The organism is Sphingomonas sp. OK281 (assembly GCF_900115295.1).
In the GTDB taxonomy this organism is placed as follows: domain Bacteria; phylum Pseudomonadota; class Alphaproteobacteria; order Sphingomonadales; family Sphingomonadaceae; genus Sphingomonas.
Window position 1 is genome coordinate 1209622 of the sequence record NZ_FOVZ01000001.1, and the last position, 12045, is coordinate 1221666.

The window sequence follows — 12045 nt, forward strand, 5'->3', positions numbered from 1 at the left end:
CCTCGCTGGAAACAGAGATCAAAGGTCGACCGACAGGCTGAGCTGTACGGTGCGCGGGCTCAGGGGGCGGAACAGACCGTCGCCGGTAATCGCGGGCGAGATGAACGACAGTACGTCCTTGTCGAACAGATTGTCGACATTGACGCGGATCTTCGCGTTCTTGACCGGGCCCAGCGAAAACCCGTCGCCGATATCGGCATAGGCGGAGAACACGGTGAACCCGGGAACCGACGATCCCGCGCTGTTGTCGAACGTCGAGAACCGCTTGCTGGTGTATTTGCCCGTCAGGTTGGCAACCAGCCACGATGTCGGTTCGACCGTGACCCCGCCGGAGACCGTCCATTTCGCGCTGTCCGGAAGGTATTTGCCCGACGTTCGATAGGTCGTCGTTGCCGCGACGATGTCGTCCTGGAACTGCGCATGGTTGTACGTCACGTTCGCGTTGAAATACGCAAAGCCCCGCAACGCGGTCGGCTTGAAGTTCGCCAGCAGTTCGGCGCCATACGCCTCTACGCTGCCGACATTCTGGTAGAAGGTCTCGGTGACGTTGGTGGTGCCCGGCAGGATCGAGGTGATCGACTGGATGCGGTTGTCGAACTTGGTGTAATAGCCGGTCAGCGACGCGAAGAACTGCGACTGCGTGGTGCGGACGCCCAGCTCCATATTCTTCGACCGTTCGGGAGCAGGCGCCGCGACGACCGCTGCCGAATTAGCATAGGCGATCGAATAGATGTCATCCATCCCCTTAGGCATCGCCATGTTCTCGGCATAGGACGCGAACAGCTGCGATCGGTCGTCGGGCAGCTTGAACAGGATACCCGCGGTCGGCAGGAAATAGTCCGAATAATGCGCGCGGTTATATTGCGGGCCCCAGCCGGCGACGTTCACGCCGTTCACCGTGCGCGCGTAATCGGCATAATCGCGGTAGCCGCGCTGCTGGTAATCCAGATCGAGCGCCTTCACGCCCAGGTCGACGCTAAAACTGTCGGTCAGCCTGATCCGATCGCGCGCGTACATCTGCACGGTCGCGCGCTTCGATGTGTAGTCGCGCCGGGCATAGACGAGTTCGTCGTAATTCGGATCGCTGGCGGGCGAACCATCGAGGGTATTCTGGCGACGCTGGTAGCGCCGGTATTTCTCGTCCTCCGCCCAGATCCCGACATCGAGCGCATGCGCGCCGACATCGGCGTGGAGGCTCTGGAGGATGCCCTGCCGATAGCCGCCGAGGCTCGACACGCCGAACTGCGTTCCGCGCGGCGCGGTCAGCGAGAGACCCGACACGAGCCGCTGGCGATTATAATAGGTCAGCGTGTTGGCATAGCTGTCGGGCGAGCTGCCCCAGCCGTCCTTGTCCTCGTAATACACCGTCGTCTCGGCATGGACGCCGTCGGCAATGCCAAGATGCACGGTGCCACCGTACAGCTTGTCCTTGCGGACGTTGATCGCCTGCCCGTAGTAATAGGTGTAGTTCGCGTTCGAATATTGCGGGCCGCCCGCGACCGGCGCGTATGTGGGCAATGGCTGGTCGTAATAGCCGCGATACCGACCGACGTTCCCCGCGAGATCGGGCGTGGTCGAGTTGTATTCGGCGCGCGACAGTGTCGGGGAATCATAATCGAAAAAGTCGTTCGAGACGAACTTGAACCGCGCCCAGCTCGACCCGCCGAGATCGACGTGCGCCAGCGCCTCCCAATGTTCGCGGTCGACTGATCCTGCCCCGCGCCACAGATCGGTATCGAGCTTGGTCCGGCTGACATAGGCCTTGACCGGTCCGACCCGCCCGGTGCTGACGCGCACGAACGTCCGCTTCATGTCGAAGTCGCCGAAGCTCTGCGACGCGAACACGCCCAACGTCTCCTGCGGTTCGATCGAGCGATACGACACGATCGGACCGAGCGAGGAATAGCTTGGCATCGTCACCCCGCCCGCACCCGGCGAGGCTTCGACGATCCCGAGATTTTCGTTGTCGACATAGCGGAAGATCGGGCTGCCGCCGAACGCGTCGCTGCGTCCGGTCGGGATGCCATCGAGGATGAAGCCGATCTGGTCGAGGTTGAACGCGCGCACCTGTACGCTGTTGCCGAACTCGTAGAGCCCGAGCGCGCCGTCGGTCTGGACGTTGAAGCCCGGCAGCGATTCCAGCATCTTAAGTCCGGAGATCCCAGATGGCGCGGACAGCAGCGCCTCGCGCGTGACGGCGACCGTGCTCGTGATCCGATCCTGCCCGACCGCCTCGTCCGCCTGCGAGATGCGGCGCCCGCTGACGACGATCTCACCCGTCGGTTCCTCGGTAGCCTGGGGTTCGGCATTCTCCGCCGACGCAACCTGTGCGGAGGCGAACGTCGGCACGGCAAGTGCGATCGACAGCGCGAGCGCGGTGCCGGTGGAATAACGGGCTTTGGTCAATGCGAGAGGCTCCCTTTTGGGTCGGCGAACCGACCGTTGAGTGCCTTCAGACCGACCGGCCACCGTGTACGGCGTCCCGGTCTCCTCCCCCTCGTTCAGGCTGCGGCGGCCATTCTGCGGCTCGCCGAACTCGCGATCACGACGTCACGGGTATCGCCGGCTTCACGCCTGGGTCGGCCAGCCGCTGCGCCGCGTCGAGCACGCGCAGCGCGTTGCCGCCCCACACTTTCGCCACGTCCGCCGCGCTGAACCCGCGGGCGAGCAACGCCGCGGTGATCTTCGGATAGTCGGTGACGTCGTCGAACCCCTCGACTCCGCCGCCGCCGTCGAAATCGCCGCTCATCCCGACATGGTCGATCCCGGCCACCTCGATCGCGTGGAGCAAATGCTTCATCACGTCGTCGAAATGCGCCTTCGGCACCGGCCATTTCGCATCAATCGCTTTGCGCCCCGCGACCAGTTTCCGACGACCCGCGTCGGTCATCTTCTCGAAGTCGATGCCGGTCATCAGCGTCTTCATCGCCGCATCGCGCTCGGCGATCTTCGGCTGCGGCACCATGTAGCCGTTGAACGCATTGACCTGCACCACGCCGCCCTTCGCGGCGAGCAGCCGGAGGTCGGCGTCGGTCACGTTGCGCGGATGGTCGAAGATCGCGCGCACGCCCGAATGCGACAGGATGATCGGCGCCTTCGACAGCGCTATCATCTGGCGCAGCGACAGGTCCGAACTGTGCGATGCGTCGATCACGATCCCCAGCCGGTTCGCCTCCGCGACGAACGCGCGCCCCTTCTCGCTCAGGCCGTTCCATTCGGGCTTGTCAGTGGCGCTGTCGGCGAGGTCGTTGTTCTTGAAATGCGCGGGGCTCATCATCGTCACGCCGAGCCGCTGGAACGTCCGCATGAGGCTCAGGTCCGCCTCGAACGGATAGCCGTTCTCCATGCTCATGAACACGAACCGCTTGCCGCCCGCGACCGCCGCGCGCGCCTCGGCCGAGGTCGTCACCAGCCGGAACACGGTCGGGTGCGCCGCAACCATCTCGCGGATCTGGACGGCACGGACCAGCCCGGCATCGCGCGCGGCGCGGTCGCCGTCGGGCGTGCGCGGCCCCTGCCCGATATAGATCGCGAAGAACCCGCCATCGACGCCGCCCTCCACCATCCGCGGATAGTCGACCTGGTCGCCCGTCACCGCGACGTCGTGGCGGCCCATGATGCTCCACCCGGCGCGCCCGAGATTGGCCGGCGTATCGAAATGCGTATCGAGCACGATCGCGCGCTCGTGCACCGCGCGAGCCGTCTTGGGATCAGGTGCCGCACCGACGATCAGTGGCGCGGCAAGGAGAACGGCGATGATCTTGCGCATCATTTGACCCGATCGAACCATTCGAGGAACGCCTTCGACTTGCCGTCCGGCGCCTTGCCGATGCCCCAGCGTACCAACGACTTGCCGTCCTTGGCAAACCGCCAATATTGGCCGACGATGACGTCGCCGTTCTTCTGCTCGAGCACCTGCAACGTGTCCGCATCGAGTGGCTTGATCCGGATCTCGTTGAAGCGCGGATTGTCCATCGGGCTGACGCTGTCGTCGAGCGTCGCGACGAAATCGTTGATGTACGGCGTCTCGGGCCGCGTCGTGTTGACCGCGTGATAGACCAGCTTGTTCGGCTCGAACTTCATCTCGATCGTCAGCTTGAAGCCCTTGGGAAACTTGCCATCGCTCCAGTAGCTCTTCGCCTCGTTCGAGACCCAGGTGCCGCTATGCGCGTCCTTCGCCATCGCCGGTGTCGCCGTCATCGCAGCCAACACTGCCGCCATCCAGAACTTCATCATCCGTCGTCTCCCCGAATTTAGAATTTGGTCGTCTCTTCGACATGCTTCTCGACTTCGCCGCGCGTCGTCCAAAGCGTCCGGAACGTCTTGTTCGCGAGGTACGAGAGCTGGTCGGACTCGTGCTTCGATCCCGGCTGGCTCGAATTGCCGTAGCTCATCAGCCCGACCGCCTTCATCGGCGTCCCGAACTCGACCATCGACACCCAGGTCTCGCCGTGGAGCGGCGTGCGCTGGCCGTTCTTCATCGGCCCCCACGTCATCGTCCGGAACACGCCGGTATTCCCGAACCCGCCATTCCCCGGCAGGTCGACCGCTCCCAGATGGAAGCGCGAGACCTCGCCGAACGGCCGATCGACCGCTCCGTACAGCGTCCGCGTCTTCGCCACCGCCGCCTTCAGCATCACCAGCGCGGCCGCCGGATCCTTCAGCCCAGTCGGCGTCGCGAGCGGCCGTTCCGCCGACCAAGTCTCGCGGTAGTTCTTGAGCGTCGTGAAGTTGGTCGGCGAGAACAGCAGCGCCCAGGTCTCGAACAGCAGCGCACCGCGCGAGTCCGGCTCGAACCGGTGGTCCCACCCCTTCAGCAACGCCGCCGCGCTTTTGAGTTCGGGGTCGTCGCTTGCTTCCGCCAGCGGCACGAGTTCGGGCAGCAACCGGTCCGCCATCAGCGACCGCGTCGTGAGCTTCTTCGCGACGAAATCTTCGAAGCTGATCTTCGGCCCCTCGGCGAGCAGTTTGACCGACATCTGCGCGCGCTGGCTCATCGGCCCGCGCACCGCGACATAAGCCGGGAACTTGGCGGGATCGAGCACCTGCGGCCATGTCGACACCCACGGCGGATCGTTCGCATTCTGAACGAAGCCGGACGCCGGATCGAGCACCTTGGGCAGGTCGTCATAGCCGTGCACGTCGGTCCACAGGGTCTTCGACGTATCGCCCGCCACCGGCCGCGACCATGTCCTGAAATCGCCGTCCGGATGCTTCGGCAGGATACCATTGTCGAGGTACAGGATGTGCCCCGCACGGTCGCCGTAGACGATGTTGAACATCGGCACCTGGACGCGCCGCACCGCCCTCTGGAACTGCGCCCAGTCGCGCGCGCGGCCCATCTCGTAATATTGCGAGAGCACGCCCGGCCGGTCGAGTCCCGCAACCTTCAACGCGATCGTGCGCCCGTCTGGGGTCGCGAACACCGGACCCTGCACGCTCGATCGCTGCTCGAACGCGACCGTCTTCAGCGTACCGTCAGGCTGCCGCACCTTGAAGCTCTTGCCCACCGTCTTGAACGGCAGCGTCTTGCCATCGAAACTATACCCGCCGTCCGCCAGCTTCAGATTGTACGCGGTAAAGCCGAGGATCGTGTTGACCGTGTTGGTGAACCCCAAGTGGTCGTTGAACCCGAACCGCAGGATCGGCAGCCCGACCTGCGTAGCGCCGTACAGCGACAGCCCCGGCCCGTTCAGATGCGCCTCGTAATAGGTCAGCAGGCTCGGCGACCACGGCAGATGCGGGTTGGCGAGCAACAGGGTCTTGCCGCTCGCCGAGCGCGACGGCGCGACCGCCCAGGCGTTCGACCCGCCCGCCTCGTTCGCCTCCGGGTTCGCCAGCACCTTCTGTTCCGACGCGATATAGACGTAGTTCATCAGGCGGTGCGCATGCGCCATCACGTCGACGCCGCGGATCGGCAGCACCTGCAACACGGTCGGATCGAGCGCCTCGCGATGCGCCTCGGCATAGGCGTTGATTCCGGCCGCGAACGCATCGAGGTCGGCGCGGAACTGCGGCGTCTGCTGCGCATACCAGCGCGCCGATCGCTCGGGCACGTCGTTGGCGATCAGCCATTTGTCCGACGCCGCGTATTTGTCGCCCCAATATTCCGCCGCCCGCGCGCGCGCCTCGCCGTACAGATGGAGCAGCAGATTGCCGTGGCTCTGCGCCTGTGCATAGCCGAAGCCGTGGAAGATCCCCGCCTCGGTCTTCGCATAGACATGCGGCACGCCGAAGCTGTCCCACAGGATCTCGCCGCCTTTCGCGACAGGCGTCTTCGAAGTTGCGGCGGGTGCCACCAGGCCAGCCGCGATAACGGCACTCACGATCACAAGGTTGCGCATGCTCATCCTCAGAACTCGACCGACACGCGGCCGTAATAGAAGCCGCCGGTGAACCCGTAGGCGCCGCCGGTGGAATAGAAGCCCGCACCGGTGTTGACGTTGGTCGCGGTGTCGTTGCGGTCGGGATAGGTGTTGAACAGGTTGTTCGCGCCGACCGCGAGGTTCATCTGCTTGGTCGCCTGCCACGCGAATTCGAGATCGGTGATCCACTTCGCGCCGAACGACCGATCGCTGACGACCGCGTTGCCGTATGCCTTGAACCCACCATAGCGGACGACGCGCGTGCTCAGCGAGAAGTCGCCTGCGGTCGCGACGTTGCCGATGAACAGCTTGGTCCGCGGCAGGTTGACCGTCAGGTTGCTCCGCGACAGCCGGTCGAACAGCACGTAATCCGCGCCGAGCGACGCCAGCGCCGCCGGGTTGTCCTTCACCCCGGTTATGATCGTCTTGTTGTAGTTGTAGCCGAGGTTCCACGACAGGGTCGCCACGTCGAACAGCGGGTGGCGATAGGTCGCGACGACGTCGATGCCGCGCGTTCGCGTGTCGATCGCGTTGGTGTAATATTGCGCGCTGATATCGGGCGACTGGCCGTTCGCGATCAGGATCGCCGACACCGCCGCGCCGGTCAGCGTGCTGGTGATCGCGATCCGGTCCTTCACCTTGATCTGATAACCATCGATCGTCACTGTCAGACGTTCGAGCGGTTGCAGGACGATCCCGCCGCTGAAGTTGGTCGATTTCTCCGGCGTCAGCGGCTCTGACCCCAGCGCAATCGCGGCAGGCGATCCGACCGGCAGCGTCTTGATCTGCAACAGGTTGAGCACCGGCGGATTGCCGAGATTGCGGAACTGCCCCGTCGTCGACGCATAGATCTGCTGTGCGAGCGCGGGCGCGCGGAACCCCGTGCTCACCGCCCCGCGCAACGCAACCCACGGAGTGATCGCATAGCGCGCATTCAACTTGGCGATCAGCGTATCGCCGCTCTCGTCGTCATAATGCTCGTAGCGCACCGCGCCGCCGATCGTGATGTCGCGCGTCGGATCATAGGCAACGTCGAGATACCCCGCGAAGTTGTTGCGCTTGATGAAGCCCGCATCGTCGGGCGTGAACCCGGCCGCACCCGAAGCGCCGGGCGATGGTCGGCCGAGGCTGCTCGTATACGTCCCCGCCGCATAGCTCGCGGGTTCGCCCTGCTTGATCTGATAGCTCTCGATCCGGTGCTGGATACCGGTCGAAACCTGGAGGTTGCCGCCGCCGACCTTGTAGCCACGCGTCAGGTCGAGCGAATTGACCGCCTCCTTCGACACCAGCGTACCGACGTAGAATTCGGTCTGGCTGGTCGGTCCGAGCGAGGCGTTGATCGTGTTGTCGGCATTCTGCCGCGAACGATTCTTGCCGAGCGTGCTGCTGAAATCCCAGTGCCAGCCGGCGACGACGCCCTTCGCGCCGACCGCGAACTCGTAATCCTCCTCGGCGATCACGACGCGGGGATAGAAGCCGTTGGGATACACGCCCGGCAGCGAGTTGGCGTTGGTCGCCGGGCGGTAGGTGTAGTTCAGGTCCGACTTGCGCTGGCCGTACGTGCCGAAGCTGTAGAGCGTGACGTCGCCTAGGTCATAACCCGCATTGTAGCTGCCGTTGATGCTCTCCTGCGGCATCGTGCCGTAATTGGAGGTGACCTGACGATCGATCGTCGCCTCGCGCGGATCGAGCTGGCCGGCGACCAGCGGATAGAGGCGGATCGTCGACGCGATCGGCTCGGCACGGTTGGACGCGAGCTGCTTCTTGGCGCCGACCGCGACGTTGAGGAAGCCGTCCTCGCCCAGCTTCGTGCCGATATCGAACTCGGCGCGATAGAGTTCGCCGTCGCTTCGGTCCATGTTCTGGCCTGCGCTGGCGGTCGCGAAGCCGCCGCTCGACGACTTCTTCAGGATGATGTTGATGACGCCGGCGATCGCATCCGACCCGTATTGCGCCGCCGCACCGTCGCGCAGCACCTCGATATGATCGACCGCGGCGGTTGGGATCATGTCGAGATCCGCCGGTACCGAGCCGTTATAATAGGTCGATACCGCGTTGATCAGCGACGTCTTGTGCCGCCGCTTGCCGTTGACCAGGATCAGCGTCTGGTCGGGGTTCAGCCCGCGCAGGCCGCCCGTCGAGATCACCGTGGACGTGCCCCCGCCCGCGCGTGACGGCAGGTTGAACGACGGGATCAGCGTGTTGAGTGCGGCGAGGACGCCCGACCGACCGGTGCGTTGCAGGTCAGCGCCACCGATGACATCGATCGGCGTCGGGCTGTCCGCGACCGTTCGCGGCTGGCCCCGCGATCCGGTGACGACGATATCGCTGCCGGCATCCTCCTGCACCTGGGCCTCCGGGGCCGCGGGCGGCGGCGGCGCGGCATCGCGACGCTGCACGACCTGCCCTGCCATCGGTCGCGTCATCGTCGCCGCCAGCGCGACCGGCCGCAGTGCAGCCGTGTCGGCGCGCAACGCGACATAGCCGTCCTTGATGACGACGATCTTCAGCGAGGTGCCGCGGATCAGCCGTGTCAGCGCATCGCGGGGCGACATCGCGCCGCTGACGCCCTGCGATCGCAGCCCGATGACCTGTTCATAGGGGTAGAGCAGACGCAGCCCGGATTGCTGCGAGAATTGCGCGAGCGCGGCCTGCACCGGCTGCTCGGCAATCCTGAAGCTGACCTCTTGCGGCTTGGCGATCGCGGCGGTCGGCAGGCCGACGATAACGGCACATCCGGCCAGGCTGCGTGCGACAATAGAGAAGGCTGGCATGTGGCGAAGATCCCCCGATCCGTAGCGTCCTGCCCCTTCGAACGAGTTGCCGATAAAAACCCGCCACCCGTCGTTCACGAAATTTTCAGACTGTCTCGCCGCCTTTCACGCACCTCCACGCACTGGACAGGATCGCGGCGGCGTGGTTTGTTACGAATCGAAGACGCTTTTAGGAGAGGCAACTCGAACGCCCGGGAGTGCGTCGTGGCTGCCGATATCGATCGATATACCTGGTTCAAGACCGTCGTGCTGCCGCACGAACCGGCGCTGCTTGCACGGTTGCGCCGGATCGTCCGCAACCGCGACGACGTCGAGGATCTGGCCGCCGAGACGATGGCGCGCGCCTATGCCTCCACCGATTTTACGCGGATCGATCGCGGCCGCGCCTTCCTGTTCCAGATCGCGCGCAACCTGATCATCGACATCGCGCGGCGCGACAAGATCGTCTCGTTCGACGTCGTCGCCGATCTCGATCTTCTTCATGTCGACAACAGCGTCGAGGCCGGGCTTCATGCGCGCGACGAACTCCGCCGTCTGAAGGTGATCGTCGACACGCTGCCCCCGCAATGCCGCCGCGTGTTCCTTTTGCGGCGCGTGCACGATCGTTCGATGACCGAGATAGCGGAAGAATTGGGTCTGTCCGTTTCTACAGTCGAAAAGCACCTGACCAAGGCGATCACCCGCATTATGCAGGCGATCAGGGACCGCGAGGATGCCGACGTTGAGCGATACGACCGCGGACACGAACAGATGCCAGATCGACGCGGATGCGGCGCGACTGGTCGCTAGCCTCTCGTCGACCCCGGATCCCGCGCGCGAACGGATCGCGATGGACTGGGCGGGCCAGAGCCCGCTCCACGCGATCGCTCTCGCCCGGGCGGAGAGCGCGTGGGAGACGGCAGGTCGGCTGCGCGCGGTCACCCCGCAAGGCGACGCCGTGCGCGGAGATTCTCACCCGACCGCCCACTGGATCGCCACGCCGACGCATCGACGTACGCTGCTCGCCGGCCTGCTCGCCGCGAGCGCGGTCGGCGGTATCGCGACGACGCTCGCACTCGGATCGCGCGACGCACGCTACACCACCGATATCGGCACGCGTCGCTCGGTATCGCTCACCGACGGCAGCCGGATCGACCTGAACACCGGCTCGGTCATCGCAGTCGCGTTCGAAACCAGCCGCCGCGTCGTCCGCCTGTTGCAGGGCGAGGCGATGTTCGATGTCGCGCATGACGCGGAACGCCCCTTCTACGTACAGGTCGGCGGCAGCCTGCTCCGCGTGCTGGGCACCGCGTTCAACGTACGGATCCGCGCGGAACTGGTCGAATTGACCGTCTCCCGCGGCGCGGTCGCTATCAGCAAGGGGGGCAGGATGCTGCGCACCGTAGCAGCGGGCTATGGCGCCGCCATACGCGGCGGGGTCGCGGAGACGAACCATCTGGGCGAAGCGATCATCCGACAACGCACTGCATGGCAAGAGGGCGTGATTGAACTCGACGGCGAAACCCTCGAACAAGCCGTCGCGGAATTCAACCGATACCGACGCGCGCCAATAATTCTTGGTGACAATCGGCTAGCCGCACTCCGCATCGGCGGACGTTTTGGAACGTCCGACTCGACGCAGTTCATCGACGCCGTCCAACAAAGCTTCCCTGTTCGCACGGTCGCAAACACCGATGGATCGATACTTCTTACACCTCTGCCGGGTAATTAGGTTATGCATTCACCATCCATCGTATGCATTAACCTTCCGAGATCTTCTACGACCCAGAAATGGACGCTCTCGAGCGATATCCATTCCCCCCAATTCAGGCGTTCGTTCCTGTGGCTTCTACGATTGAACGGTCTGTCCGCATTTTCTTCCGCGCTGGCCGTTTGAACCAGAAGCTCCAGACGCTCAACGTGCCGAGCAGGCCGAGTACGATACCTGATACGGTCATCACCAGACGGTAGCCGAGTCCGCCGACCTTCGCCGCGTGCAGCGGGTACAGGATGTTGTATGCGGCCACGACAGTCGACAACGAGCCTGCATCGCGCGCGCCGATCAGCCGGCCGTCATCCGCCGCGAACCACAGTGTCGTCCGCCCGTTCGGCAGCCACTCCTGCGGCCGCTTCATCCGGATCGTGACGAGCCCGCTCTCCTTGCGCGGCAGCGACAGGCTGCGCAGTTCGGCGTCGGGAAAGCGCGCGCGTGCTGCGACGATCATGCCCCGCCAGTCGAGATGGTCGGCGAGCGCGACCTTGGGCCCCTTTGGCGGTTTCAATGCCGCGTCGATCGTCGCCGGCGCGCTGGGGCCGAGGAACAGCGCGCTGATCGGCCGGAACACCAATGTCGCGCCGGTCAGCAGCGACAGGATCAGCAACGGTGCCGCGACGATTCCCAGATCGCGGTGATGCCGGACGATCGCCGGACGACTGAGACGCTTGGGCAGCGGGCGGAACGCGAACGTCTTGCGCGTCCGCCACCACAGGATCGTCCCCGTGATCACGAACAACAGCCCCGCTACGCCCGCGATGCCGATGATCGTTTCGCCCGTGTCGCCCGAAAACAGATGATGATGCAGGTCGAACAGCCACAATTCAGGCCGCGCCCATTGGCTCTGCCACTGGCTGACGATCGTACCCGCCTGATCGGTATAGGCGCCTGCGCCCTTGCCGAAATCGAGCCGGTCGAGCCCGAGATTGGCGTTGGCGAAGGTGATGCTCTGCGGCCGGTTCGCGGGGTCCGCCATCAACCGCTCGGTGGTCGCGGCGAGGATGCGCGTGCTCTGGATCTGCGCGTCGCTGGCATGCGGCAGCATGATCCACGCATCGCGGTGCACCAGGATCGCGCCGGTCAGCCCGAGCAACGCGAGGACCAGCCCCAGGAAACCGCCAGCCCAGCGGTGCAGCGTATCGAGCAGCGCCAT

General features: G+C 64.8%; 8 protein-coding genes. 2 read left to right on the forward strand and 6 right to left on the reverse strand.

Annotation, left to right across the window (positions count from 1 at the left end):
- Nucleotides 1-18 precede the first annotated feature (18 nt).
- The 5 genes from BM244_RS05420 to BM244_RS05440 all read right to left on the reverse strand — a co-directional run bounded on the left by BM244_RS05420 (nt 19) and on the right by BM244_RS05440 (nt 9139).
- Entirely contained in the window at nt 19-2271 is a 2253-nt protein-coding gene (locus tag BM244_RS05420; protein WP_254784312.1) for a TonB-dependent receptor, read from the reverse strand.
- Nucleotides 2272-2542: 271 nt separating this feature from the next.
- Complete coding sequence (locus tag BM244_RS05425; RefSeq protein ID WP_093397865.1) at nt 2543-3772, reverse strand: dipeptidase; 1230 nt, start codon at nt 3770-3772, stop codon at nt 2543-2545.
- Nucleotides 3769-4236, reverse strand: a complete 468-nt coding sequence (locus BM244_RS05430; RefSeq protein WP_093397866.1) for a hypothetical protein — start codon at nt 4234-4236, stop codon at nt 3769-3771. The genes BM244_RS05425 and BM244_RS05430 overlap by 4 nt, the downstream gene beginning before the upstream one ends.
- A 17-nt stretch (nt 4237-4253) precedes the next feature.
- Entirely contained in the window at nt 4254-6344 is a 2091-nt protein-coding gene (locus BM244_RS05435) for a penicillin acylase family protein (RefSeq protein WP_093398147.1), read from the reverse strand.
- 8 nt (nt 6345-6352) lie between these two features.
- A complete protein-coding gene (locus BM244_RS05440; protein WP_093397868.1) occupies nt 6353-9139 on the reverse strand; it encodes a TonB-dependent receptor in 2787 nt (928 codons plus the stop codon).
- Nucleotides 9140-9343: 204 nt separating this feature from the next.
- Here BM244_RS05440 and BM244_RS05445 point away from each other — a divergent pair, with 204 nt between their 5' ends.
- A complete protein-coding gene (locus BM244_RS05445; protein WP_093398148.1) occupies nt 9344-9928 on the forward strand; it encodes an RNA polymerase sigma factor in 585 nt (194 codons plus the stop codon).
- Nucleotides 9861-10850 carry a FecR family protein gene (locus BM244_RS05450; protein ID WP_139226867.1) on the forward strand — a complete coding sequence of 330 codons (990 nt, stop codon included), beginning with the start codon at nt 9861-9863 and terminating at the stop codon, nt 10848-10850. The genes BM244_RS05445 and BM244_RS05450 overlap by 68 nt, the downstream gene beginning before the upstream one ends.
- Before the next feature lie 94 nt (nt 10851-10944).
- Here BM244_RS05450 and BM244_RS05455 read toward each other — a convergent pair whose 3' ends face one another.
- Nucleotides 10945-12045: a PepSY-associated TM helix domain-containing protein gene (locus tag BM244_RS05455; protein ID WP_093397871.1), complete on the reverse strand. Its 1101-nt coding sequence runs from the start codon at nt 12043-12045 to the stop codon at nt 10945-10947.

What these genes read in the sequence shown, in the direction of transcription:
- BM244_RS05455 (WP_093397871.1), bottom strand. Translation starts at nt 12,045, where the DNA reads ATGGCGCTGCTCGATACGCTGCACCGCTGGGCTGGCGGTTTCCTGGGG.
- BM244_RS05435 (WP_093398147.1), bottom strand. Translation starts at nt 6,344, where the DNA reads ATGCGCAACCTTGTGATCGTGAGTGCCGTTATCGCGGCTGGCCTGGTG.
- BM244_RS05425 (WP_093397865.1), bottom strand. Translation starts at nt 3,772, where the DNA reads ATGATGCGCAAGATCATCGCCGTTCTCCTTGCCGCGCCACTGATCGTC.
- BM244_RS05430 (WP_093397866.1), bottom strand. Translation starts at nt 4,236, where the DNA reads ATGATGAAGTTCTGGATGGCGGCAGTGTTGGCTGCGATGACGGCGACA.
- BM244_RS05440 (WP_093397868.1), bottom strand. Translation starts at nt 9,139, where the DNA reads ATGCCAGCCTTCTCTATTGTCGCACGCAGCCTGGCCGGATGTGCCGTT.